Genomic DNA, 23,233 nt, shown 5'->3' with positions numbered 1-23,233 from the left:
CGCCTTTTTTTCGCCCGCGCGGCGCCGCCCGCGAACGCGGCACACGGATCCGGCCGTATTTTGCAGTGCCTTGATATAAAAGCGTATTGTGGCTCGCCGGGGTGTCGCCGAGGGGGCGGGATGGCGCGCCGCACAGGGCTTTCACATAAGCACCATCAATGTGGAAAATAATTATTTAGAATTTTTCTTATGGCCGGGGCCAGACGTATAAAGGCGACGTTCTGGCACTTCTGGCCGGCCACATTCGCATTTCGAGAGAGTCATGCAGGGGAATACCAAAACCACCACGCAGCACCAGCCGGTGCGCGCGTCCGTCGCCGCCTTCGTCGGCACCATGATCGAGTGGTACGACTTCTACATCTACGCCACCGCCGCGGCGCTGGTGTTCGGCAAACTGTTCTTCCCGTCGGCCGACGGCTTCTACGGCACCCTGGCCGCGTTCGGCACCTTCGCGGTGGGCTTTCTGGCGCGTCCGCTGGGGGGCGCCGTGTTCGGCCACATCGGCGACCGCATCGGCCGCAAGAAGTCGCTGGTCATCACGCTGCTGATGATGGGCACGGTCACCGTGCTGATCGGCCTGCTGCCGACCTACGCCTCGATCGGCATCTGGGCGCCGATCCTGCTGGTGGTGCTGCGCTTCATCCAGGGCATCGCCGTGGGCGGCGAATGGGGCGGCGCCGTGCTGATGGCCGGCGAGCACTCGCCCGACCAGAACAAGCGCACCTTCTTCGCCTCCTTCGCGCAGCTCGGCAGCCCGGCCGGCCTGATCCTGTCGATGGTCATGTTCAAGATCGTGACCTCGCTCGACGACGCCACCTTCATGGACTGGGGCTGGCGCGTGCCGTTCCTGTTCAGCGCCGCGCTGCTGATCGTGGGCTTCGCCATCCGCATGGGCGTGAACGAGTCGCCCGACTTCCTGGCCGAACAGGAGCGCAAGAAGACCGCCGCCCAGCCGGCCGAAGACAAGGCGCCGCTGCTCGAAGTGCTGCGCGGCGCGCCGGGCCTGCTGGCCATGGCCGTGGGCGCCAACGTGCTGGGCATCGCGGGCTTCTACTTCACCAACACCTTCATGCTGGCCTACACCACGCAGTACGTGGGCCTGAGCCGATCGGTCATTCTCGACTGCCTGCTGCTGGTGTCGGTGATGCAGTTCATCATCACGCCGCTGTCGGCCTACATCGCCTCGCGCATCGGCTACCGCCGCTTCCTGCTCCTGACCTCGTTCGTGTCGATCTTCACGCCCTACGTGATGTTCACGCTGGTCGACCAGGGCTCGCTCACCAGCCTGACGCTGGGCGTGGGCGTGGCCGTGCTGTTCATGGGCGCCTACTATGCGGTGATCGCGGGTTACGTGAGCGACTCCTTCCCGACCCGCATCCGCTACACCGGCATTTCGATGGCCTATCAGATCTCGGGCGCCATCTTCGGCGGCCTCACGCCCATCCTGGGCACCATCCTGGCCCAGCAATTCAAGGGCCAGTGGTGGCCGCTCGCCGTCCTGTTCAGCGTGATCTCGCTGCTCTCGATGGTGTCGGTCATATTCCTGTCGCAGCGCCGTGGCGGCGCCGCGGCCCAATAATGAACCAGGGGTAATCGCAACATGAAAGCGTTTTTCCACGACGACCAGAAACTGCATCACCCGCAGACCTATTTCTCGCGCGGCATGATGCGCACGCCGCAGGAAGTGCCTTCGCGCCTGGACGCGCTGGTCGACGCCGCGCGCGCGCTCAAGTTCGACGTGCAGCAGCCGGTGGACGCCGGCGCCGGCGCGATCTCGGCGGTGCACTCGCTCGACTACCTGCAGTTCCTGCAGAGCGCGCACGAGCGCTGGAAGGCCCTGCCCGACGACTGGGGCAACGAGGTGGTGTCGAACGTGTTCGTGCGCGAGCGCAACGCGCTGCGCGGCGTGCTGGCCCAGGCCGCGCGCTACCTGGCCGACGGCAGCTGCCCGGTCGGCCCGCGCACCTGGCACTCGGCCTACTGGTCGGCCCAGAGCGCCATCGCCGGCGCGCAGGCGGTGCTCGACGGCGACCAGAGCGCCTACGCGATCTGCCGCCCGCCCGGCCACCACGCCCGCCGCGACGCGGCCGGCGGCTTCTGCTACCTGAACAACGCCGCGATCGCCGGCCAGATGCTGCGCCAGAAGTACGGCCGCGTGGCGATCCTCGACACCGACATGCACCACGGCCAGGGCATCCAGGAAATCTTCTACGACCGCAGCGACGTGCTGTACGTGTCGATCCACGGCGATCCCGAGAACTTCTACCCGGTGGTCGCGGGCTTCGAGGACGAGCGCGGCGAGGGCGAGGGCTACGGCTACAACGTCAACCTGCCCATGCCGCACCGCTCGCCCGAGTCGGTGTTCTTCGACAAGCTGACGCAGGCGCAGCGCGTCATCGAGCTGTTCCAGCCCGATGCGCTGGTGCTGTCGCTCGGCTTCGACGTGTTCGAGAAGGATCCGCAGGCCCTGGTGGCCGTGAGCTCCGACGGCTTCGAACGCCTCGGCCGCGCCGTGGGCGCCTTCAAGCTGCCGACCTTGATCGTGCAGGAAGGGGGCTACTATATCGAGGGTCTGGAGAACAACGCCGAACGCTTTTTCGGCGGCTTCGCCGCCTGAGCGCGGCAGGGCCGGCGTGGCAAAGGCGGCTTCGGCCGCCTTTTGTCTTTCCGGCGCTGGCCGCCTCTTTCCGTATTCCGATCGTCATGTCCGCTTCCCTCGTGCCCAAGACCGCCGCCACGCCGCTCGCGCCCGAACGGATGGACTGGAACCTGCTGCGCACCTTCATGTTCGTGGTGCAGGAGCGCGGCGTGGGCCGCGCCGCGACGGCGCTGCACCTGAGCCAGCCGGCCGTGAGCCAGGCGCTCAAGCGGCTCGAGGAGGCGGTGGGCGGGGTGCTGCTGTACCGCCGCAGCGGCGAGTTCCGGCTCACCGGCCTGGGCGAAGAGATCTACGGCCTGGCGCGCGAGATGTACGGGCTGGTCGCGCGCATCGACAGCGCCGCGGCCGACGACGAGGGCGAGGTGGTGGGCACCTTGCGGCTGCTGGTGATGAGCAAGATCCAGAGCCCGGCCTACGATGATTTCCTGGCGCAGTTCCACCGCCGCTATCCCAAGATCGAGTTCTACGTCGATGTGATGCAGAGCGCCGCCATCCTGGATGCCCTCACCAAGCGCACGCCGGCGATCGGGCTGTGCCTGTGCCGCAAGGCCATCGACAGCCTGGAGCGCCGCCTGTTCCTGCAGCACCGCTACGCGGTGGTCTGCGGCCGCCACCATCCGCTGTTCTCGCGCCGCCACGTGCGCATCGAAGACCTGCTCGACCAGAATTTCGTGTGCTTCGCCAGCGACCAGCTCGGCGACACGCTGTCGCCGCTCACCATCTTCCGCGACCAGCAGGGCTTCAGCGGCCGGATCGTCGGCACCTCGCCGCACATCGAGGAGATCCGCCGCATGGTGGTGGCCGGCGTGGGCCTGAGCTTCCTGCCCGAACACATGATCCGCCAGGACGTGGTGGCCGGCGAGCTGCGCCGCCTGCCGCCCGAGCACAGCGTTGCCGAGATCGATGTGTACGTGGCCTGGCACCGGCAGCGCCGGCTGTCGGCGGTCGAGCGGGTGTTCCTGGCGGCGCTCGAGCGCTTCCTGGCGCGCACGCCGCTGGAGATGCGCATCGGCTGAGGAGGCGCGCTCAGCGCGGCGCGGGCCGGCGGATGATGAACCAGGCGCCGAGCAGGGCGACGCCCGCGGTCAGCAGCACGTAGGCGGTCAGGTAGACGGGCCGCGCGCGCTGGGCCAGCGGGCTGGCCTGCAGCGCCGTCCAGTCCGGCGGCAGCGGCAGCCCGTTGGGCGCGACGATATAAGAGAAGGTGAGCAGCACCGCGCCGAGCGCCAGCACGAAGGCGGCGATGCGGCCCAGCACCGCGACGCGCGGCCCCTTGGGCGCGGGCGCGGCCGCCTTTTTCCGGGGCGTGGCCTTGACCGTGGCGCGCGCCTTGCCCGACTCGAGCTTGAGTTCGCCCTGCTGCGCCGTCTTGCGCGCGGCCGTCTTGGGCTTGTCGTCGCCGTCGCCGCGGCGGCGCAGCCGCGCGATGGCCGGCGCGTAGGCCAGCAGGCCGATGGCGGCGATCGCGCCCAGCACCGCGCCGGCCGGCAGGTGTTCGCCGTCGCCCAGCCAATGCGCCGTGCCCGGCGCCAGCCAGTCGCCCAGCGCGCCGTGCAGCCAGGTGCCGCTGAAATAGATCAGGGCCAGCGCCACGGCCACGATGAGGAAGATGAGGACGCCGCTGGCGATCGCCTGCTGGCGCTCGTCCTGCATGCGGCCGAAGACGCCGCGCACCATGCGCAGGCCGAGGGCGGCCGCAAGCAGCAGCACCAGCACTGCCGCCAGCGTGATCGAAAGCCCGAAGAGAAAACGTGCCAATACCAAAGCCATGGTCGCAGCGAAAGATTTGCGAACGCCGGCGACGTTAACACGGAAAGCGGCTGTCGCGGGGCGGCCACGGTCGCACCAAGGACGCAGCCGCCGTGCTAGCCTTGTAACGGGTTCCGACGGGACGCCTAGCGAGTCCGATTCCTATAACTGCCTTTGAGGCCGCCTTTGCCCGCAAGGACCATCCGCTTTCGCGCCTCTTTCGCCAGCGTGCTGCTGTTGCTGCTGGCCGCGCTGGTGCCGGTGATGCTGGCTGTGCTGCTGAGTTGGGTCGAGGCCCGGCGGCACGAACACGCCGACGCCGCGGTGGCGGCAAACGTGGTCCGCAACCAGGTCGACAACATCCTCGACAAGGCGCGCTACATGGTCGACCAGCTGGTGCCCCTGACGGCGCTGTCGTGTCCGGCGGCGCTGCCCGAGCTGCGCCGCATGAGTACCTCCGAGCCCTACTTCCGTTCGCTCATGCTGCTGCAGAACGACCGCGCCTATTGCTCGGCCGCGGTCGGCATGATCGACCTGCCCATCACCGACTTCCCCAACTGGCCGCTCGAGCGCATGCCGGGCCAGTGGATGGCGCTGATCCCGGGCACCGCGCTGTCGCCCAACCGGCCGGCGCTGCTGGTGGCCGAGCCCGGCCTGAATGGCCGTTCGGTGGTCGCGATCATCGACGGCCAATACCTGCTCGACCTGCTGCGCGCGGTTGCGCCGCTGGGCGAATACCGCATCGAACTGCGGCTCGGCCAGGGCATGACGCTGTCGGGCTCGGCACGCGGCGAGGCCGCGCCGCGGGTGGCCGACGTGCTGCTCTACCAGGAGCGCGCGCGCGGCAAATACACCGAGACCGCGATCAGCATCTGGGCGCCCGACCAGAAGCTGCGCGAGAGCTGGACCGAGGCCCTGTGGCGCTTCGTGCCGGTCGGCATCATCATCGGCGCGCTGCTGGTGTGGCTCTGCTACCGCCTGCAGCAGAGCGAGAGCCCCGCGCGCGTGCGCATCGCGCGCGCCATCCGCGCCAATGAATTCCGCATGCACTACCAGCCGATCTATGGCCTGGCCAGCGGCAAGTGCGAGGGCGTCGAGGCGCTGGTGCGCTGGTTCCGGCCGGGCGAGACCATCCGCCCCGACCTGTTCATCCCGATGGCCGAAGCCGAGGGCATGATCGTGCCGCTCACGCAGCACCTGCTCGGCCTGGTCGCCGCCGACCTGGAGCAATGGGACATCCCGCCGGGCTTTCGCGTGGCGGTCAACTTCCATGCCTCGCACCTGTCGGATCCGGTGCTGCTCGACGACGTGCGCAACTTCATGGAAGCCTCCGCCACGCGCCAGCCCACGCTGGTGCTGGAGATCACCGAGCGCAGCCTGGTCGACGACGCCGGCCGTGCGCGCCACAACATCGAGGTGGTGCGCGGCGAGGGCGTGCGGGTGGCGATCGACGACTTCGGCACCGGCTACTGTTCGCTCACCTATCTCGAACGCTTTCCGGTGGACTACCTGAAGGTGGACATCGGTTTCGTGCGCGCCATCGAGCGCGAGGACGACGACGCGCCGGTGCTCGACGCCATCATCGGCCTGGCGCAGCGGCTCGACCTCGGCCTGGTGGCCGAAGGCGTCGAAACCGTGGCGCAGTTCAACTACCTGCGCGCGCGCGGCGTGGCCTCGATCCAGGGCTTTCTCTATGCGCGGCCGATGCCGGCGGAGGAGTTCAACGACTGGTACGCCAGCGCCGGCCAGCAGCCCCCGCCCGGCGTGGCGGTGGCCGAGCCCGACCCCCAGGCGCCCGCGCCCCGCGCCTGAACCGGGGGTTGACGCCAGGCTGAACGCGGCCCGGCATTCCCGGACTCCTGCGCGTGCAACCATTCGCGCCCGGCGCGGTCAGACCCAGAGGTTTTTCTGGAGGGCGCGACCATGCCCCATGCCGCCACCGGTGCTGTCCGCCGGCCCGCGCCCACGGGCGCCTGGGCCCTGATCAAGCCATTCTGGGTCTCCGAAGAGCGCGGGCGCGCGCTGGGCCTGCTCGGGCTGGTCATCGCCATCAACCTGGCGATCGTCTACATCAACGTGCGGCTCAACGACTGGTACGCGCGCTTCTACGACGCGCTCGACAAGCACGACCTGCCCGCGTTCGAGCATCTCCTGCTGCTCTTCTGCGGCCTGGCCTTCGCCTTCATCGGGCTCTCCACGCTCGCCATCTACTACCGCCAGATGCTGGAGCTGCGCTGGCGCGGCTGGCTCACGCGCCGCTTCCTGGCCGGCTGGCTGTCGGGCAACGCGTTTCACCGGATCGAGCAGCAGGCGCCGCTCGACAACCCCGACCAGCGCATCGCCGACGACCTGCGCAGCCTCGCCAGCAACACGCTGGCGCTGTCGCTCGACCTGCTCTCCACCGTGGTCACGCTGTTCTCGTTCGTGCACATCCTGTGGGTGCTCTCCGGCGCGCTGCATCTCACGGTGCGCGGCGTGGGCCTCGACGTGCCCGGCTACATGGTGTGGGTGGCGGCGCTGTATGCGATCGCGGGCACCTGGGTGGTGCATCGCACCGGCCGGCGGCTGGTGCCCATCAACTACCGCCAGCAACAGGTCGAGGCCGATTTTCGCGTGATGCTGGTGCGCATCCGCGAACACGCCGAGCAGATCGCGTTCTATCGCGGGGCGCCCGCCGAGTCGGCGCGGCTGGCCGGCGCGTTCGGCGCCATCCGCGCCAACTGGCGCGAGGTGATGCGCTATACCAAGCGCCTGGTGTTCGCCAGCTCGGTGTACGCGCAGATCGCCATCGTGATTCCGCTGGCGGCGGCCGCGCCGCGCTATTTCGCGGGCGCCTTCACGCTGGGCGTGCTGATGCAATTGAAGAATGCCTTCAGCCAGGTCAGCGACGCGCTGTCCTGGATCATCAACAGCTATGGCACGCTGGCCGACTGGCGCGCCACCGTGAACCGGCTGGGCGAGTTCGATGGCCATCTGCGCGAGCGGCCCGAGGGCGGCGTGCGGATCCGGCACGAGGGCAACGCGATCGCGGCGGCCGGGCTCGCGCTGTGGCTGCCCGATGGACGGCGGCTCGACGTGCCGGCCGACTTCCGCATCGGGCCGGGCGAACGCTGGCTGGTGCGCGGCGCCTCCGGCGCGGGCAAGAGCACGCTGCTGCGCGCGCTGGCGGGGTTGTGGCCGCATGCGAGCGGCGTGCTCACGCTGCCGCGCGAGGCGCCCGACGCGCCGCGCCTGATGTTCCTTGCCCAGACGCCCTACGTGCCGGGCGGCACGCTCAAGGCGGCGCTCTGCTATCCCGACCCGGCCGAATCGCATGCCGACGCGGCCTGCCGCGCGGCGCTGCACGATGCCGGGCTGGGCGCGCTCGCGGGGCGCCTGCACGAAGCGCGCGAATGGGCGCGCGAGCTGTCGCCGGGCGAGCGCCAGCGGCTGCTGTTTGCCCGGGTGTTCCTGTTGCGGCCGGCTTGCGTGCTGCTCGACGAGGCCACCTCGGCGCTCGACGTGGCCGCCGAGCAGGCGCTCTACGCGATGCTGTTTGCGCGCCTGCCGCGCGCGGCCGTGGTGAGCGTGGCGCATCGCGAGTCGCTCGCCGCGCTGCATGCACGCGTGCTGCAGGTCGGCGCGCCCGCCGGGGCGGGCATACCGGCATCGGGCGTACCGGCATCGGGCATACCGGCATCGGGCATACCGGCATCGGGCGCCGCCGCGCCCGACGCGCCCGACGCCGCGGCGCTGGCGTAGCGCCGCGTCAGAAGTTGCCGCGCAGGCCCACCAGCACGGCGCGTCCGCCCTGCGGCGCCTCGTCGCGCAGCACCGAGGTGGCGTAGCGGATCTCCTGGTTCGTCAGATTGATGCCGCGCACATAGGCCTGCCAGCGCGTGGCGCTCAGCTTGAAGCGATAGCCCGCGTGCGCATCGAGGCTGTAGTAGCCGTCGGTCGCGTCGTCGGCCTCGGGCTGGCGGTGCTGCGCGAAAGCCTTGGTCACCGACACGCCGGCATCCCAGGCGCCACGGCGCCAGTCCAGGCCGGCCATCAGGCGCAGCGGCGCGATGCGGGGCAGCGGCTCGCCGGTGTCGGCGTTGCGCGCGTGGGTGTAGTCGCCGCCCAGCGACAGGTCCAGCGCATGGCCGTTGCCCGCGTACAGCCGCGTGGAGCTCTCCGCCTCGATGCCATAGAACTCGGCGCGCACGCCGCGATAGAACGCCTCGGGCAACGCGTCGTCGGTGCCGGGCGCGACCGGTTCGCCGTCGTCGTCGCGCAGGCGGCCGGTGTTGAGTTCGGCCAGGTAATTGCCGAAGCGGCTGTAGAACACGCCCACGCTGCCGCGGTTGGCGTCCTTCTTCCAGCGCAGCGCCAGGTCGCTGGACCAGGCGCGCTCCTTGCGCAGGTCGGCATTGCCCACCAGGTATTGCCCGGTGGCCTCGTGCGGGCCGTTGGCATACAGCTCATAGAAGGTGGGCGCGCGTTCCGTGTACGAGGCGTTGGCCGCCAGCGACCAGATCGGGTCGAGCTGGTAGACGCCGCCCAGCGAGAAGCTGCCGGCGGTGAAGCGGCGCCGGCCGCTGCCGGCAAAGCGTTCGTTGCCGCCCGCCGCGGGCGAGAGGCGCGTGAGCTCGGCGCGCGCGCCGGCGCTCAGGGTCAGGCGCTCGTTGACCTTCCAGCTCTCCATGTCGAACAGCGCCAGGCTGTCGGTGTCCACCGTGGGCACCAGCGCCTCCTCGCCGAGCGCGGAGAAGCGCGTCTGCCCCAGCTGCAGGCCGAGCACGCCACGCACCGGGCCGATGTCGGCATGCTGGGCCTCGATGCGCGCGTCGTAGCCGCGGTTCTGGAAGATCGTGCCGGTCTCGCCGTCTTCGATTTCCTTGTGCTGGTAATCGGTGTAGCCGAAGCCGACGGTCACGCGGGTGAACAGGCCGCCGAGGTCGCGCAGCTCGCCGGCGGCGTTGAATCGTTGCTGGCGCAACTTGATGCGCACGTCGGGCTCGGCGACCGAGCCGTAGTTCGAGTCGTAGCCGCTGTACGACAGGCCGGCGTAGCCGCTGTCGCCGGTCCAGCCCATGCCGATGGCGCCGCCGCTGTCGCGGCCGTCGCTGTTGGGCAGTCGGTCGCGGGCGGAGGGCGTGTCGGGATCGGGGGCGCGCAGGCGCGCCGAACGCGCGTCGCCCGGGATGCGCAGCTCGTTGGTCTCGCGGCCGAACACATCGGCGTGCAGCGCGAAGTTGCCGTCGCCGGCTTCGACGCGGGCGCCGCCGCTGCGCGAATCGTTGGCGCTGTTGAACTCGCTTTGCACCTGGCCCTGCACGCCGTCGACGGCCTCGGTCGGGATGCGGTTGTCGATGGTGTTGACCACGCCGCCGATGGCATTGCCGCCGTAGAGCAGGGCGGCGGGGCCGCGCAGGATCTCGATGCGGTCCGCGGCCATCGGATCGGTCGGCACCTGGTGGTCGTACGACAGCGAGGAGGCGTCCAGCGAGCCGATGCCATTGTTCAGCAGGCGGATGCGGTCGCCGTCCATGCCGCGGATGATGGGTCGGCCCACCATCGGGCCATAGCTGGTGGTGGAGATGCCGGGCAGGCCGTTGAGCGTGTCGCCCAGCGTGTCGCCGTGGCGCAGGTCGAGCGTGTCGCCCGACAGCACCGTGGACGGCTGCGACAGGGTGTCGCCGAGCGGATTGCCGGTGACGATGACGGGCGCCAGCGTGGCGGCGCCGTCGGACTGGGCGCGGGCGGCGTGGACGGACAGCAGGGCAAGGGCACCGGCGCAGGCCAGTGCGAGCGGACGCGCGCGCAGGGGCGCGCGCTGCGGGGCGGAAAGACGGGACATGACGGAAATCCTGAACGGCGCGGCGGCCGGTGGCGGCGCCGCGCGCTATTGATGAAGACGATGCACGGAATCAGGATTGCCGCAGGGGCGGGGCGCGCGGCTCGAACCAGCGTGCCGCGGTCGTGACGGTGATGCGCGGGGTCCAGCCGGGGGCGGCGAGCCGGGGCGGCTCGGCCGGCAGCACGGGCAGGTCGGGCAGCAGCGCCGCCTCGAAGGCGTCGAAGGCGGCGCACTGGTCGCAATGCGACGCGTCGGTGCCGTCGCCCGCGCGTTCGCGCGCCGCGTCGGCCAGGCCCGGCGCCGCCTGCAGGCGCGGCGCCTCGCGCACGGCCGCGGCCGTGGGCAGATGGCCGAGCGCATGCAAGGCGGCCGCCACCGGCATGCCGGCGGCGCACAGCATCAGCCACGCCAGGCCCAGCAGGGCAAGGCGGGCGCGCAGCGGGCGCGAACGGAAGCGACGGAACACGGGCATGGCGGGCGCGAGGCCGAAATGGAACGTTATGTTATTCCAAATATGGTGCGGCGGGTCGGCCTGCCGGGGCGCGGCGCGGTGGCTGTTGCGCGCGGGCGTCGTCGTCCGCCCGCGCGATGATCGCGCGTGTCGCGTGTGGCGCGTCGCGCGTCGCGTGTATCAGGTATGGCGCGGCGGCGGTTGCGCACGCATCCGCTTGGCGCGCGCGGCAACGGCGCTTACCATGCCTCGTTGCCCGCGCCACGGCGCCGGCACGCCCTCGACGCGACGGCCGCAGCGACGGCCGCGCCCGCCCACCCCGGAAGGAGCAGTGCATGAAGATCTTTTACTCGCCCGCGTCGCCCTATGTGCGCAAGTGCATGGTCGTGGCGCTCGAACTCGGCGTCGCCGGCCGCATCGAAAAGCTGGCGGCCGCGGCCAACCCCGTGAATCGTGACCAGACCGTGGTCGCGAGCAATCCGCTGGGCAAGGTGCCGACCTTCCTGACCGAAGGGGGCGAGGCGCTGTACGACAGCCGCGTGATCTGCGAATACCTCGACAGCGAGGCCGATGGCCGGATGTTCCCGCGCGAGGGGCGGGCCCGCTGGCATGCGCTCACGCAGCAGGCGCTGGGCGACGGCCTGCTCGACGCGGCGCTGCTGGCGCGCTACGAGACCGCGATGCGTCCGGCCGAGCTGCGCTGGGATGCCTGGATGAAGGGGCAGATGGACAAGATCGCCAGCAGCCTGGCGCGCATCGAACAGCTCGCCGGCGGCCTGGGCGAGCGCGTCGACATCGGCACCATCACCTTCGGCTGCGCGCTGGGCTATCTCGATTTCCGCTTTCCGGATCTCGACTGGCGCGCCGGCCATCCCCAGACCGCGAAGTGGTTCGAGGCCTTCAACCAGCGCGCCTCGATGCAGGCCACGCTGCCGCACGCCTGAGCGCGCGCCGCGCCGGGCTCAGGCGCGCGCTGCGGCCAGCTCCTGGCCGAGCAGGGCGATCAGCTCGGCGGCCGGCAGGGCGCGCGAGCGCGCCGCATTGCGCCCGGCCCATTGCGCCGCGTAGTCGCTGTTACCGCGCGCCTTGGCGGCCGCGTTCAGGGCCTTGCCCGCGTCGTAGACGATCGGGTAGTCGGGCAGCGGCGGGCAGCCGGGCGCCTCGCCCAGCGCCATCAGGGCATTGTGGATGCCGCGTGCCGGCCGGCCCGAGATCGCGCGGGTGAGCGCCGTGCGGATCTCGGGTTGCGCCAGCGCCTGGCGATAGGCCGCGTCGGCCGAGGATTCGGGGCAGGCGACGAAGGCGGTGCCCATCTGCGCGAGTTGCGCGCCCGCGTCCAGCGCGGCGGCGATGTCGCACCCGTCCATGATGCCGCCGGCCGCGACCAGCGGCAGCGACACTTCACCGGCCAGTTGCCGCACCAGCGTCAGCGTGTCGAGCTCGGCGTCCGGCGCCTGCGGATCGAACATGCCGCGGTGGCCGCCGGCCTCGATGCCCTGCGCCACGATCACGTCCACGCCCGCCGCCTGGATCGCAAGCCCCTCGGCCACCGAGGTGGCGGTGGCCATCAGCAGGATCCCGGCCTGCTTCAGCGCCAGGATGCGGTCCGCGCCCGGCAGGCCGAAGTGAAAGCCCACCACGGCGGGACGCGTGTCGAGCAGCACGTCGAGCAGCGCCGTGTCGGTGACGAAGGTGCTGTAGATCTCGTGCAGGGCCGCCGGCGGCTCGGCGCCGAAGCGCGCGAAGCTGGGGCGCAGATAGTCGATCCACGCGGCCTCGCGCACCGGATCGGCCTGGGCCGGCGCGTGGCAGAACACGTTCACGCCGAACGGCCTGTCGGTGAGCGCGCGCGTCTGGGCGATGGCCTGGCGCGCGCCCTCGGCGTTCATCGCACCCACGCCCAGGAAGCCGAACGCGCCCGCGTTGCTGGCGGCGGCCACCAGCGCGGGCGGCGCGGCGCCGGCCATCGGGGCCTGGATGACGGGCAGGGCGAGGCCCAGACGGGTGGCGAGCGGCGTGGTCATGACGATGTCTCCGGAAACGGGCGGCGTGGAATCAGTGCGCGGCGGTCTGCAGCGCGGCCATCAGCTTGCGGCTGGCCGCGGTGTCGAATCCCTGGCGCTGGATGAAAAAACTGTGCACCGGCCGCAAGGCCTGCGTGCGCACGTGGCGTGCCTCCGGCATCAGGTCGAGCACGGATTGCGGCATGACGCTGAGCGCCTGGCCCGCCAGCACGCAGGCCAGCATGGCGTGATAGGAGCCGGGCTCGACCACGCGCAGGGTGGCGGCGGACTCGCCCAGCCAGGCCTCGGCGCAGGCGCGGTAGGTGCAGCCGGGGGCGAACGCGGCGACGCTGCCGACGCGCAGGTCGGCCGCGCTGCGCACGCGCGCATGTTGCGCGGGCAACACCAGCATCAGTTTTTCGGTGCAGAGCCACTCGCCCTGCAGGCCATGCGCGAGCTCGTCGAGCGAGAGCGCGTGGGCGGGGCCCTCGCCCGGGTGGGCGACGACGGCGCAGTCGAGCTCGTGCGCCAGCACCGCGCGCACCAGCGCCCCGGTGGTGCCGGCGCGCAGCGACAGCGCCACCTCGGGCCAGTCGGCGTGGAAGCGCGCCAGCGGTCCCGGCAGGCGGCTCGCGGCCGCCGCCTCCATCGCGCCCAGCCGCAACGCGCCGCTGGGCGTGTCGTCGTGCATGACCTGGCGGGTTTCCTGGGCCAGCGTGGTGAGCCGGCGCGCATAGGGCACCAGCCGTTCGCCCGCGGGCGTGAGGCGCATGCGGCGGTTGTCGCGCGTGAACAGCGTGCAGCCCAGCGCGGCCTCGAGCTGCTGGATGCGCGTGGTGATGTTGGACTGGGCCCGGCCCAGCGCGGTGGCGGCGCGCGTCACGCTCTGTTCGCGCGCCACGGCCAGGAAGATGTCGAGTTCGGCCAGTTCCATGATGTGCCGTCCGGAAGGGGATGGGCCCAGCATAGCAAATATTCTCGATTCGAGATTGAAAATCCTGAATCAATCGGGGTTTGGGATTTGTTGCCGGTCGCCGTCGGCGGCGGGGCCCGGGCGAGGTCCGTGCGGCACCGGCCGCGCGCCCCGTAAAATGGCGCCCACTATGTCTTTACCGGATACCACCATGTACGACTGGCTCAACCGCCTGCCCAAGGCCGAACTGCACATGCACATCGAGGGCTCGCTGGAGCCGGAACTGCTGTTCGCGCTGGCGCAGCGCAACGGCATCGCGCTGCCCTGGCCCGACGTCGAAAGCCTGCGCGCGGCCTACGACTACCGCGACCTGCAGGAGTTTCTCGACCTGTACTACCAGGGCGCGCAGGTGCTGCAGACCGAGCAGGATTTCTACGACCTGACCTGGGCCTACCTGAAGAAGTGCGCCGAACAGAACGTGGTGCACACTGAACCGTTCTTCGACCCGCAGACGCACACCGACCGCGGCGTGCCGTTCGAGGTCGTGATCCGCGGCATCAGTCAGGCCCTGGACGACGGGCGCAGGCAGCTCGGCGTGACCAGCGGCCTGATCCTGAGCTTCCTGCGGCACCTGCCCGAAGAGGCCGCCATGCGCACCTTCGAGGCCGCGCTGCCGTTTCGCGACCACTTCATCGCCGTCGGCCTCGACAGTTCCGAGAAGGGCTTTCCGCCCAGCCTGTTCGAGCGCGTGTTCGCGCGCGCCCGCGCCGAGGGCTACCCCGCCGTGGCTCATGCGGGCGAGGAAGGCCCGCCCGAATACATCTGGGAGGCGCTGAACCTGCTCAAGGTCAGCCGCATCGATCACGGCGTGCGTGCCGCCGAGGATCCGCGCCTGATCCAGCACCTGATCGACACGCAGATGCCGCTCACCGTCTGTCCGCTCTCGAACACGCGCCTCAAGGTGTTCGACCACATGTCGGATCACAACATCCTCGAGCTGCTCGAGCAGGGCGTGATGGTGACGGTGAACTCGGATGACCCCGCCTACTTCGGCGGCTACGTGACCGAGAACTTCCAGGCGCTGCACGAGCACGCCGGCATGACGCAGGCGCAGGCCAGCCGCCTGGCCGAGAACAGCCTGAAGGCGCGTCTGGCCACCTGAAGCGCGGGCCGCTCAGCCCGCGCGCGGCGCAAGCCGGCGCAGCAGCGCCGCGTGCGCGGGATGGGCGCGCACCAGCGCCTCGGCATCCGCCAGCTCGAACTCGCTGAACTCGAAACCGGGCGCCACCGTGCAGCCGGCCAGGGCGTAGGCGCGCGGGCCGGCGGGCGCCTCCAGTTCGGCGGCAAACCAGCAGCCCGCCGGCACCGTGGCCTGGAACACCGCGCGCGCGTCCTCCAGCGTGTTGCCGAGCCGGTGCGTCGAGAGGGCGCCGTCCGCCTGCAGCACGTGCACCAGCAGCGTGTGGCCGGCGTGGAAATGCCAGGTCTCGTCGCTGCGGATGCGATGCCACGCGGAATAGGCCTGGCCGTCGAGCAGGTAGAGAATCGCGGTCGCGGCGTCGCGGACCTCGCCATCGGGCCGCGTCACGCGCAGGCCGGCCCGGTAGGTCTCGAGATAGTGGCCGCCCTCGGGATGCGGTTGCAGGCCCAGGCGGGCGATGAGCGTGGCGGCGGGAGAGGTCATGGGGTTCCTGTCGTCGAGGGGGGAGGCAACAGCCGCTCGATCTCGGCGCGGACCTGCGGCACGAAGGCCTGCAGCGCGGCCGGATCGCGGGCCAGTTCGTCGGGCGCGTCGCCCAGGTAGGCCGCGCGCGCCTGCGCCATCACGGGCCGCAGGCTGGCGGGCAGGCGTGCCAGCGCCCAGTCCGCGGCCACGTCCTTGGACGCGATCGCGCCGGTGGCGGCGCTGTACCAGATGCGCGCCAGCGCCAGCACCACCGTGAGCTCGTCGCCGAGCCAGTCGTCGGGGCCGCGCCATTGCGCAATCGTGTCGCGCAGCGCCTGCACGAAGTCGCGCTGCGGCACCGGCTCGAACCAGACCGAGGCGGCCGGGCCGAGCAGGGCCACGCCGTGGCTGCGCGCCTTGCGCAGCAGGATCGCGAGGTCGGGATCGGTGTCGGCGGCCTCGATCCGGCCCGCCAGGATGTCGTCGCGCAGCCACTCGCCGAACTGCAGCTCGCGCCGGGCCGGGTGGCGCCAGGGCACCACGTCGTCGCGCACCAGCACCGTGACCTCCAGCGCGCGCAGCGCCGGGTCCGTGCGCGGCCAGGCCGACACGGACAGCAGCGCGCGCATCAGCGCCAGCCGCGCGGCCGGCGCGAGCGGCGCGCGCACGGTGGCGAGCAGATCGATGTCGCTGGCCGGGCGCAGGCCGCCGTCGGTGGCCGATCCGAACAGGTGCAGCGCGAGCAGGTCGGCGCCGAGGTGTTGCTCGAGCAGGCGGCGGGTTTGTGCGAGTTGGCCGGCGATGGCGGCGGGAAGGGCGGGGTTCATGACGCTCGATCTTAGCAAGCCAGTCGCGGCCGCGCTGTGGGTGCAGCGCGGGCGCAGCGCGGGCGCAGCGCCGCACTATGCCGGGGCGGTCAAATGTGGTGTGATTACGGCCCTGGCCGCGCGGCCTGGACGCGCGGTCACCCATACAGCTACATCGGGGGAACCACCACATGCGCAAAATCTGTCTCGCGCTGGCTGCGGCCGGCCTTCTCGCCAGCGGCGTCGCCGCGGCCCAATCCACGCTTCGCATCGGCCTGCAGGACGACCCGGACGTGCTCGATCCGGCCCGCGCCCGCACCTTCGTCGGCCGCATCGTGTTCGCCTCGCTGTGCGATCGCCTGGTCGACATCACGCCCGACCTGAAGTTCGTGCCGCAACTGGCCGAGTCCTGGGAAACGGGCGCCGACGGCAAGACCCTCACGTTCAAGCTGCGCAAGAACGCCTTCTACCATGACGGCAGCGCCGTCGATGCCGCCTCGGTCAAGGCCAACCTCGAGCGCGCCATGTCGCTGCCCGACAGCAACCGCAAGAGCGAGCTTTCCAGCGTGGCCAGCGTGGCCGCGCCCGATGCGCAGACCGTGGTCCTGACGCTGAAGTCGCCGGATGCCTCGTTGCTCTCGCAACTGTCCGATCGCGCCGGCATGATGATCTCGCCGGCCTCGTTCGACAAAGACCCCGGCAGCAAGCCGGTGTGCTCGGGCCCCTACCAATTCAAGGAGCGCGTGCAGAACGACCGCATCGTGCTCGAGAAATTCCCCAAGTACTGGGATGCCGCGAGCTACCACTTCGATCGCGTGGTGTTCACGCCGATCCCCGACGCCACGGTGCGCCTGAACAACCTGCGTTCGGGCGGGCTGGACATCGTCGAGCGCATCGCGCCGAGCGACGCCAAGGCCGTCAAGGAAGACCGCAACCTGGTGCTGGCCTCGGTCACCGGGCTGGGCTTCCAGTCGTTCGCGGTCAACATCGGCAACGGCGAGCGCGCCAAGACGCCGCTGGCCAAGGATGCGCGCGTGCGCCAGGCGCTCGAGCTCGCGATCGACCGCGACGTGATCAACCAGGTCGTGGGCGAGGGCATGTTCCAGCCGGCGCACCAGCCGTTCCCGCCCGCCAGCTTCGCATTCGACAAGAGCGTCGAGCACGCCGGCCGCGATCCGAAGAAGGCCCAGGCGCTGCTCAAGGAAGCGGGCTACGACCGCGTCAAGTTCGAGCTGACCTACGGCAACAACACCACCATGCAGCAGGTCTACGAGCTGATCCAGGCCATGGCGGCCGAGGCCGGCTTCGACATCTCGCTGCGCCCGCTCGAGTTCGCGTCGCTGCAATCGGCGCTGTCGCGCGGCGACTTCGAGGTGGGCCAGACCGGCTGGTCGGGCCGCGTCGATCCGAGCGGCAACATCCACCAGTACGTGAGCTGCAAGGGCAACCTGAACGACGGCCGCTTCTGCGATCCGGCGGTGGACAAGCTGCTCGACGAGGCCCGCTCGATCTCCGACGAGGGCAAGCGCCGTGCGCTCTACTCGCAGGTGCTGCAGAAGATGCAGGCCGAGCGTCCGCAGATCTACCTCTACTACCTGCCCTGGGTCTTCGGCGTGCAGAAGAAGGTGGAAGGCTTCGTGGCCTATCCCGACGGCCTGATCCGCCTGAAAGACGTGAAGGTGGCCAAGCAATGACGATCCAGTCCGGACATCGCATGTTCACCACGCGGCCGGAGATCCTGGGCACCTTCGGCGTGGTGACCTCCACGCACTGGCTGGCGAGCCAGGCCGGCATGAGCCTGCTCGAACGCGGCGGCAACGCGTTCGACGCCGCCGTGGCGGCCGGCTTCGTGCTGCAGGTCGTCGAGCCGCACCTGGTGGGGCCGGCGGGCGAGGTGCCCATCGTGTTCCATTCGGTGCGCACCGGCCGCACCGAAATGCTGTGCGGCCAGGGCCCGACGCCGGCCGGCGCCACGCTGGAACACTACCAGTCGCTCGGCCTCGACCTGATCCCCGGCAACGGCCTGTTGCCGGCCGTCATCCCGGGCGCGTTCGACGCCTGGATGCTGATGCTGCGCGACCACGGCACGATGCGCGTGCGCGACGCCCTCGAGCCGGCGATCTACTACGCCGAGCACGGCCACGCGCTGATGCCCCGCATCAGCAACACCATCGCCGGGCTGGCCGACTTCTTCAGGCAGCACTGGCCCACCACCGCCGAGGTCTACCTGCCCGGCGGCGCGGTGCCCGAGGCGCGCAAGCTGTTCCGCAATCCGGCGCTGGCGCAGACCTGGCGCCGCGTGCTCGACGAGGCCGAGGCCGCGGGCAGCGACCGCGAACGCCAGATCGACGCGGCCCGCGATGCCTTCTACCGCGGCTTCGTGGCCGAGGCCATCGACCGCTACGCGCGCAACACCGAGGTCATGGACGAGAGCGGCCGTGCCCATCGCGGCGTGCTCAGGGCCGACGACATGGCCGGCTGGTCCGCCACCTACGAGGCGCCGCTGACCTACGACTACCACGGCTACACCGTGGCGAAGGCCGGCGCCTGGAGCCAGGGGCCGGTGTTCCAGCAGACCCTCGCGTTGCTCAAGGGCAGCGACCTGGGCGCGACCGGCCCGGCCAGCGCCGAGTTCGTGCACCGCGTGACCGAGGCCATGAAGCTGGCGTTCGCCGACCGCGAAGCCTATTACGGCGACCCGGCCTTCGTGGACGTGCCGCTCGATGCGCTGCTGTCCGACGCCTACAACGACACGCGCCGCAAGCTGCTCGGCGAGCAGGCCTCGCACGAGTTGCGGCCCGGCATCGTGCCCGGCTACGAGGCGCAGGTGGCGCGCGTGATGGACACGCTCTCGCGCCTGTCCAAGGTCACGCAGATCGGCGCGGCCTCGAACGAGCCGACCATGGCCGACATGCGGGCCTCGGCCAAGCGCGGCGACACCACGCACGTCGACGTGATCGACCGCTGGGGCAACATGGTGTCGGCCACGCCCTCGGGCGGCTGGTTCCAGTCGTCGCCGGTGATCCCGGGGCTGGGCTTCGGCCTGAACACGCGTGCGCAGATGTTCTGGCTGGTGCCCGAGCTGCCGTGCACGCTCGCGCCGGGCAAGCGCCCGCGCACCACGCTCACGCCGTCGCTGGCGCTGCGCGACGGCGCGCCCTACATGGTGTTCGGCACGCCCGGCGGCGACCAGCAGGAGCAATGGCAGCTGCAGCTGTTCCTGCGCCACGTGCATCACGGCCTGAACCTGCAGGAGGCGATCGACCTGCCGATGTCGCACACCCTGCATTTCCCGACCTCGTTCTACCCGCGCGACCGCAAGCCCGGCCACCTGGCCGTGGAAACGTCGTTCGGCGCCGAGGTGATCGCCGACCTGCGCGGTCGCGGTCACCGCATCGAGGAAGTGCCGGAGTGGAGCGTCGGCCGGCTCACCGCCGCCAGCCGTGATCCGGACGGCCTGTTGCATGCGGCGGCCACGCCGCGCCTGATGCAGGCCTACGCCGTCGGCCGCTGAGGCCGCGGGGCCGCGGCAGCCATTGCCGCGGCCGCCACGCAGCCCATGCCCGCCAGTTGCGCGGGCAACAAGGGCTCGCGCAACACCAGCGCCGACAGCAGCACCGCGGATACCGGCGCAAACGCGGTGAACACCGCGGCGCGCGTGCCGCCGCCCGCGCCCAGCCGCGCCAGCCCGGAGTACCAGAGCACGAAGCCCGCCACGGTGGGCACCAGCGCGTAGTACAGCAGCGCTGCCCAGGCCTGCGCGTCCGGCCGCGCCCGCCACGGCGCCTCGAACAGCAGCGCGCCGGCCAGCGCCAGCGGCAGCCCGAGCGCCGCGAGCAGCGTCGACAGCAGCACGGGCGGCAGCGGCGTGCGCAGCCACCGTGCGCCCAGGATGAACCCCGCCTCGCACACCACCGCGCCCAGCACCAGCGCCAGCCCGGCCGGATCGAGCGGCACGCCCGCCGCACCCGAGCGCGCCCCGCTCACGAGCAGCACGCCCATGGTTGCGAGCGCAACGGCCAGCCAGGTGGCCGCGCCCGCGCGCTCGCCCGGCAGCGTCGCGGCCAGCAGCGCCGAGACCGCCGGCAGCGTGCCGAGCACGATCCCGGCATCGGCCGCCGGCAGCCGCGCCAGGCCGGCCAGCAGGAACGCGGTGTAGCCCACCGAGCCGGCCGCCGCCTGCACGCACAGCAGCACTCGGTCGTGCCGGTCCAATGCCGGCAGGGGCGTGCGGCGCCAGCGCAGCAGCAGCAGGAACGCCGGCAGGGCGAGCGCGAGCCGCAGCGCGGTGGCCGTCAGCGGCGCGACCGTCGCGCCCGCCAGCTTGCCGGCCACCACCGTGCTGCCCACCAGCACCATGGCGAGCGTGAGTTCGAGATAAGCGATATTGCGAGCCGCCATGCCAGCCGGGCCTCATGAAGTCGGAGGCCCAGTCTGCCGCCCCGCGGCGCGGCGGTCTTGAATGAAATTGCAGCGGGGGCTCGTGTCCTGCGTAGTCTTCCCGATGGATCGGATGATTCACTTGAGAGAATTCGTCGGGCGCCGGCACGTAGTGTGAAAGCACCGGGGACATCCCCTCTGCACGTGCAAGGAAACGGCCATGCTCGACTTCGAGGATCATTTCTACTACCCATCATTGATGTCACGCGTGGCGGAAATACAGGGCCTGCGCGAACTCGACGATGCACTCAAACAACGCATCATTCCCCTGTTCACGCTGGGCAAGTGGCACAACGCCGTGGCGTTCGACCGCGCCATCGAGAATTGCGTTTCCGCCTTGGGACCGGGGCGTCCGTTTGTGGCCGATCTCACCCGCGAGCCCAGGCATCGGACCGACGTCCTGCAGGATCTGCTCGATCCCGCAGACGATTTTTCGATGTGGCGCAATTACGTCGCTGATTTCGAAGGCGTGATTCCCGTGGCTCAGTTCGTGCCCGATGTCGGGCTTCGGGCGTTCGTGCGTCAGGCGCAGCTGTTGGAGCGGCGTCACCAGTATCTTGCTTTTCGCGTGCGTGATCCCGATCCTGAACTGCCGCTAGTCGTCGGCGCGCTTTCAGCGCTCGACGATGTCGGCAATGCGCTGGTCTACGTAGACTTGAAATACGTGCGTGACACATTGCCCTTGGCGAGCGCACTCGCGCAGCGCGTCATCGATCGGATACGGCATGAGATTCCGCAGGCGATGATCGTGCTGCTCGGGTCGAGTTTTCCAGCGTATCTTGGCGACTATGCCGAGGACGACGGGCAAACGCGTGGCGTACTCGAGATCCTGGAGCGAAAGCTTCACGCATCGGTTCAGGCGGATGGACGCCGCTGTGCTTACGGTGACTACGCTTCAGTGCACCCCGTCATCCGTCATTCGACCGGAGGTGGTTCGCCGGTTCCGAGGATCGACGTCGCGTTCCCCTTTGCCTGGCAGTTTCAGCGAAGGCCTGCGTTGCGTGCGGCGCGCAGGGAAGCATATGTCGACATCGCAAGCGCGCTGTTGAATTTGTTTACGCCGCTATCCGAGGATGCCGCCTGGGGCGCACGGATGATTCGGCAGGCCGCTGCCGGCGACCCCCACAGCCTGGCAGCCGCGTCCTGGACTGCAGTCAGGGTGAACCTGCATCTTTCCCGGCAGATAGCGCATGCAGAGACCGATGTGCTCGACGGGCAGGACGACGTCCTATAGCGGCGCAGATGCCGCCATGGGCGACGCCAGAAAGTCCCGCATCATTTTTGCGTGGGCCTCGTAGGGGTCGGGGAGCCCGCGCGTGCGAGTCCGCTCGCGTCCGGCCGAACGGCGTTGTGCGCATTTGACGGTCTTGAGGTATCGCAGCACGCCAGCGCGAATCTGTTCGGGCGTGAGCTCGCGCGCTGCGATCTCCTCGAGCGCGGCCCGGCTGGCACAAGGAACGACGACCTGCCGTGCCCGCAGCATGGGTTGGATCTGCTTCAGGGGAAGATGCGACAGCCAGTCGCTCACGCTTACCGTCTGGGCCGGCGCCGCCGCCCTCAGGGTCTGCACGGTCGCACTGCCCAGGCAAAGTACGCCGACACGTTCGGGCGTGCTGGCAAGCACCTTGTCGGCGTGGCGCGCCGTACACACCACCGTGACCACTTCGAAGTATCTGCAAAACACCGCGATCTGGTCATCCAGACGCCGCAACGTGTCGAGGTCGCTCTTGATTTCGAAGGCGGCGAGCGCCGCGCCGGCCACCACCAGATCCGCGCGCCGGGAGGCATGCTCGACGAAATACTCCGGGATGAAGGCATCGGAACGCGACCCGTTGCTGCGCCGGATATGGCGGCACAGCAGGCGGCGCAGGTCGGCTTCGTTCAGCGGTCTTTCCATACCGGGATTCTAGCCACGGGCTTGGGGCGCGCGTCGTCTCAATGCGGGGTTGAGACCTTTCCGCAGGTGCAGAGTGCGCCGAGCCGTGCCAGGTCCAGCAGCTTCACATTGCGCTGCCGGATCGCGATCAGGCCGGCCTCGGCGAGGCGCGAGAACAGGCGGCTCACGGTCTCCAGGGTAAGGCCGAGATAGCTGCCGATGTCTTCGCGCGTCATGCGCATGTTGAATTCCGAGGGCGAGTAGCCGCGCGCTTCCATGCGGCGCGAGAGGTCGACGAGGAAGGCGGCGAGCCGCTCTTCGGCGCGCATCGAGCCGAGCCGCACCAGCATGGTCTGCTCCTGCGACAGCTCGCGCCCCATCGCGCGCAGAAAGCGCAGCTGCAGCGCCGGCATCTCCATCGCCAGGGCCTGCATGTCGGCCAGCCGCAGCACGCACACCTCGCTGTCCTCGAGCGCGACGGCGTCGGCGGTGTGGCACAGTCCGGCCAGGCCGTCGAGGCCGATCAGCTCGCCCGGCAGATAGAAACCCAGCACCTGGTTGTGGCCGTCTTCGGTGACGACGAGCGCCTTCAGGGTGCCGGTGCGCACCACGTAGATCTCCTGCATCGCGTCGCCCACCGCGAAGAGCTTCTCGCCCTTGCCGAGGCGGCGCCGTTCGTGCACCAGGGCCTCGAAGCGGCGGTCTTCTTCGGCGCAGGAGGGTTGCGGGAGCAGGCCGGCATTGTGCAGGCAGCGCGGCGTGGTCTGGTCGAACGAAGTAGTGGCGAGCATGATGGTTCCTTCGAGTTGGACCGCGTCACGGACCCGGCCCGGTTCTTGTTCTGGA

Annotated in this window: 20 protein-coding genes; 10 read left to right on the top strand and 10 right to left on the bottom strand. The window is 70.3% G+C overall.

Features of this window, described 5'->3' with window-relative positions; translation table 11 throughout:
- Positions 1 to 262 precede the first annotated feature (262 nt).
- The 3 genes from CEG14_RS21410 (at position 263) to CEG14_RS21400 (ending at position 3,675) form a co-directional block, all read left to right on the top strand.
- A complete protein-coding gene (locus CEG14_RS21410) occupies positions 263 to 1,579 on the top strand; it encodes an MFS transporter (protein WP_094828424.1) in 1,317 nt (438 codons plus the stop codon).
- A gap of 21 nt (positions 1,580 to 1,600) precedes the next feature.
- Positions 1,601 to 2,617: a histone deacetylase family protein gene (locus tag CEG14_RS21405; protein WP_094828423.1), complete on the top strand. Its 1,017-nt coding sequence runs from the start codon at positions 1,601 to 1,603 to the stop codon at positions 2,615 to 2,617.
- An 86-nt stretch (positions 2,618 to 2,703) separates the two neighbouring features.
- Positions 2,704 to 3,675 (top strand): LysR family transcriptional regulator, encoded by a 972-nt coding sequence (locus CEG14_RS21400; RefSeq protein ID WP_094828422.1) that lies wholly within the window; start codon positions 2,704 to 2,706, stop codon positions 3,673 to 3,675.
- A 10-nt stretch (positions 3,676 to 3,685) separates the two neighbouring features.
- On the opposite strand, the gene CEG14_RS21395 is transcribed toward CEG14_RS21400, so the two are convergent.
- Positions 3,686 to 4,417: a hypothetical protein gene (locus CEG14_RS21395; RefSeq protein ID WP_094828421.1), complete on the bottom strand. Its 732-nt coding sequence runs from the start codon at positions 4,415 to 4,417 to the stop codon at positions 3,686 to 3,688.
- Between the two features lie 177 nt (positions 4,418 to 4,594).
- Between CEG14_RS21395 and CEG14_RS21390 the strand changes: the two genes are divergently transcribed.
- Complete coding sequence (locus CEG14_RS21390; RefSeq protein WP_143277255.1) at positions 4,595 to 6,220, top strand: EAL domain-containing protein; 1,626 nt, start codon at positions 4,595 to 4,597, stop codon at positions 6,218 to 6,220.
- Positions 6,221 to 6,331: 111 nt separating this feature from the next.
- Positions 6,332 to 8,149: an ABC transporter ATP-binding protein/permease gene (locus CEG14_RS21385; protein WP_143277254.1), complete on the top strand. Its 1,818-nt coding sequence runs from the start codon at positions 6,332 to 6,334 to the stop codon at positions 8,147 to 8,149.
- A 7-nt stretch (positions 8,150 to 8,156) separates the two neighbouring features.
- Here CEG14_RS21385 and CEG14_RS21380 read toward each other — a convergent pair whose 3' ends face one another.
- Both CEG14_RS21380 and CEG14_RS21375 read right to left on the bottom strand, forming a co-directional pair.
- Positions 8,157 to 10,232: a TonB-dependent receptor gene (locus CEG14_RS21380; RefSeq protein WP_094828419.1), complete on the bottom strand. Its 2,076-nt coding sequence runs from the start codon at positions 10,230 to 10,232 to the stop codon at positions 8,157 to 8,159.
- A 70-nt stretch (positions 10,233 to 10,302) separates the two neighbouring features.
- Positions 10,303 to 10,704, bottom strand: a complete 402-nt coding sequence (locus CEG14_RS21375) for a hypothetical protein (protein ID WP_256985888.1) — start codon at positions 10,702 to 10,704, stop codon at positions 10,303 to 10,305.
- Between the two features lie 314 nt (positions 10,705 to 11,018).
- On the opposite strand from CEG14_RS21375, the gene CEG14_RS21370 reads away from it, so the two are divergent.
- The gene (locus CEG14_RS21370) at positions 11,019 to 11,627 is read left to right on the top strand and encodes a glutathione S-transferase (protein WP_094828418.1); all 609 of its coding nucleotides are present in this window, start codon (positions 11,019 to 11,021) and stop codon (positions 11,625 to 11,627) included.
- An 18-nt stretch (positions 11,628 to 11,645) separates the two neighbouring features.
- Here the strand turns inward: CEG14_RS21370 and CEG14_RS21365 are convergent, their stop codons facing one another.
- A complete protein-coding gene (locus tag CEG14_RS21365; RefSeq protein ID WP_094828417.1) occupies positions 11,646 to 12,707 on the bottom strand; it encodes an NAD(P)H-dependent flavin oxidoreductase in 1,062 nt (353 codons plus the stop codon).
- A gap of 31 nt (positions 12,708 to 12,738) precedes the next feature.
- Positions 12,739 to 13,620, bottom strand: a complete 882-nt coding sequence (locus CEG14_RS21360) for a LysR family transcriptional regulator (protein ID WP_094828416.1) — start codon at positions 13,618 to 13,620, stop codon at positions 12,739 to 12,741.
- A gap of 190 nt (positions 13,621 to 13,810) precedes the next feature.
- Here CEG14_RS21360 and CEG14_RS21355 point away from each other — a divergent pair, with 190 nt between their 5' ends.
- Positions 13,811 to 14,761, top strand: coding sequence for an adenosine deaminase (locus tag CEG14_RS21355; RefSeq protein ID WP_094828415.1), 951 nt, complete (start codon positions 13,811 to 13,813; stop codon positions 14,759 to 14,761).
- A 12-nt stretch (positions 14,762 to 14,773) separates the two neighbouring features.
- On the opposite strand, the gene CEG14_RS21350 is transcribed toward CEG14_RS21355, so the two are convergent.
- Together CEG14_RS21350 and CEG14_RS21345 are read right to left on the bottom strand one after the other, a co-directional pair.
- Positions 14,774 to 15,283 carry a cupin domain-containing protein gene (locus CEG14_RS21350; RefSeq protein ID WP_094828414.1) on the bottom strand — a complete coding sequence of 170 codons (510 nt, stop codon included), beginning with the start codon at positions 15,281 to 15,283 and terminating at the stop codon, positions 14,774 to 14,776.
- A complete protein-coding gene (locus tag CEG14_RS21345; protein ID WP_094828413.1) occupies positions 15,280 to 16,092 on the bottom strand; it encodes an aminoglycoside adenylyltransferase family protein in 813 nt (270 codons plus the stop codon). The genes CEG14_RS21350 and CEG14_RS21345 overlap by 4 nt, the downstream gene beginning before the upstream one ends.
- Positions 16,093 to 16,262: 170 nt before the next feature.
- Between CEG14_RS21345 and CEG14_RS21340 the strand changes: the two genes are divergently transcribed.
- Entirely contained in the window at positions 16,263 to 17,765 is a 1,503-nt protein-coding gene (locus CEG14_RS21340; protein WP_094828412.1) for an ABC transporter substrate-binding protein, read from the top strand.
- A 20-nt stretch (positions 17,766 to 17,785) separates the two neighbouring features.
- Positions 17,786 to 19,585: a gamma-glutamyltransferase family protein gene (locus CEG14_RS21335; protein ID WP_094828566.1), complete on the top strand. Its 1,800-nt coding sequence runs from the start codon at positions 17,786 to 17,788 to the stop codon at positions 19,583 to 19,585.
- Here CEG14_RS21335 and CEG14_RS21330 read toward each other — a convergent pair.
- Positions 19,567 to 20,472, bottom strand: a complete 906-nt coding sequence (locus tag CEG14_RS21330; RefSeq protein ID WP_094828411.1) for a DMT family transporter — start codon at positions 20,470 to 20,472, stop codon at positions 19,567 to 19,569. The genes CEG14_RS21335 and CEG14_RS21330 overlap by 19 nt on opposite strands.
- Before the next feature lie 199 nt (positions 20,473 to 20,671).
- Between CEG14_RS21330 and CEG14_RS21325 the strand changes: the two genes are divergently transcribed.
- Complete coding sequence (locus CEG14_RS21325; RefSeq protein ID WP_094828410.1) at positions 20,672 to 21,745, top strand: beta family protein; 1,074 nt, start codon at positions 20,672 to 20,674, stop codon at positions 21,743 to 21,745.
- On the opposite strand, the gene CEG14_RS21320 is transcribed toward CEG14_RS21325, so the two are convergent.
- Positions 21,740 to 22,408: a sce7726 family protein gene (locus CEG14_RS21320; protein WP_094828409.1), complete on the bottom strand. Its 669-nt coding sequence runs from the start codon at positions 22,406 to 22,408 to the stop codon at positions 21,740 to 21,742. The two genes, CEG14_RS21325 and CEG14_RS21320, sit on opposite strands and share 6 nt — an antisense overlap.
- Before the next feature lie 38 nt (positions 22,409 to 22,446).
- Positions 22,447 to 23,178, bottom strand: coding sequence for a helix-turn-helix domain-containing protein (locus CEG14_RS21315; protein ID WP_094828408.1), 732 nt, complete (start codon positions 23,176 to 23,178; stop codon positions 22,447 to 22,449).
- Positions 23,179 to 23,233: the final 55 nt, after the last annotated feature.

Source organism: Bordetella genomosp. 1 (assembly GCF_002261335.1).
In the GTDB taxonomy this organism is placed as follows: Bacteria; Pseudomonadota; Gammaproteobacteria; order Burkholderiales; family Burkholderiaceae_B; genus Bordetella.
The sequence above is the reverse complement of the archived record's forward strand: the minus strand, read 5'-3'. Positions and strand labels throughout refer to the sequence as shown.

Bases quoted from the DNA above. Each gene is read 5' to 3' on its own strand.
- CEG14_RS21405 (WP_094828423.1), top strand. From the start codon at position 1,601: ATGAAAGCGTTTTTCCACGACGACCAGAAACTGCATCACCCGCAGACC.
- CEG14_RS21360 (WP_094828416.1), bottom strand. From the start codon at position 13,620: ATGGAACTGGCCGAACTCGACATCTTCCTGGCCGTGGCGCGCGAACAG.
- CEG14_RS21320 (WP_094828409.1), bottom strand. From the start codon at position 22,408: ATGGAAAGACCGCTGAACGAAGCCGACCTGCGCCGCCTGCTGTGCCGC.
- CEG14_RS21340 (WP_094828412.1), top strand. From the start codon at position 16,263: ATGCGCAAAATCTGTCTCGCGCTGGCTGCGGCCGGCCTTCTCGCCAGC.
- CEG14_RS21350 (WP_094828414.1), bottom strand. From the start codon at position 15,283: ATGACCTCTCCCGCCGCCACGCTCATCGCCCGCCTGGGCCTGCAACCG.
- CEG14_RS21400 (WP_094828422.1), top strand. From the start codon at position 2,704: ATGTCCGCTTCCCTCGTGCCCAAGACCGCCGCCACGCCGCTCGCGCCC.
- CEG14_RS21345 (WP_094828413.1), bottom strand. From the start codon at position 16,092: ATGAACCCCGCCCTTCCCGCCGCCATCGCCGGCCAACTCGCACAAACC.
- CEG14_RS21380 (WP_094828419.1), bottom strand. From the start codon at position 10,232: ATGTCCCGTCTTTCCGCCCCGCAGCGCGCGCCCCTGCGCGCGCGTCCG.
- CEG14_RS21330 (WP_094828411.1), bottom strand. From the start codon at position 20,472: ATGGCGGCTCGCAATATCGCTTATCTCGAACTCACGCTCGCCATGGTG.
- CEG14_RS21385 (WP_143277254.1), top strand. From the start codon at position 6,332: ATGCCCCATGCCGCCACCGGTGCTGTCCGCCGGCCCGCGCCCACGGGC.
- CEG14_RS21335 (WP_094828566.1), top strand. From the start codon at position 17,786: ATGTTCACCACGCGGCCGGAGATCCTGGGCACCTTCGGCGTGGTGACC.
- CEG14_RS21365 (WP_094828417.1), bottom strand. From the start codon at position 12,707: ATGACCACGCCGCTCGCCACCCGTCTGGGCCTCGCCCTGCCCGTCATC.
- CEG14_RS21355 (WP_094828415.1), top strand. From the start codon at position 13,811: ATGTACGACTGGCTCAACCGCCTGCCCAAGGCCGAACTGCACATGCAC.
- CEG14_RS21370 (WP_094828418.1), top strand. From the start codon at position 11,019: ATGAAGATCTTTTACTCGCCCGCGTCGCCCTATGTGCGCAAGTGCATG.
- CEG14_RS21410 (WP_094828424.1), top strand. From the start codon at position 263: ATGCAGGGGAATACCAAAACCACCACGCAGCACCAGCCGGTGCGCGCG.
- CEG14_RS21315 (WP_094828408.1), bottom strand. From the start codon at position 23,178: ATGCTCGCCACTACTTCGTTCGACCAGACCACGCCGCGCTGCCTGCAC.
- CEG14_RS21375 (WP_256985888.1), bottom strand. From the start codon at position 10,704: ATGCCCGTGTTCCGTCGCTTCCGTTCGCGCCCGCTGCGCGCCCGCCTT.
- CEG14_RS21325 (WP_094828410.1), top strand. From the start codon at position 20,672: ATGCTCGACTTCGAGGATCATTTCTACTACCCATCATTGATGTCACGC.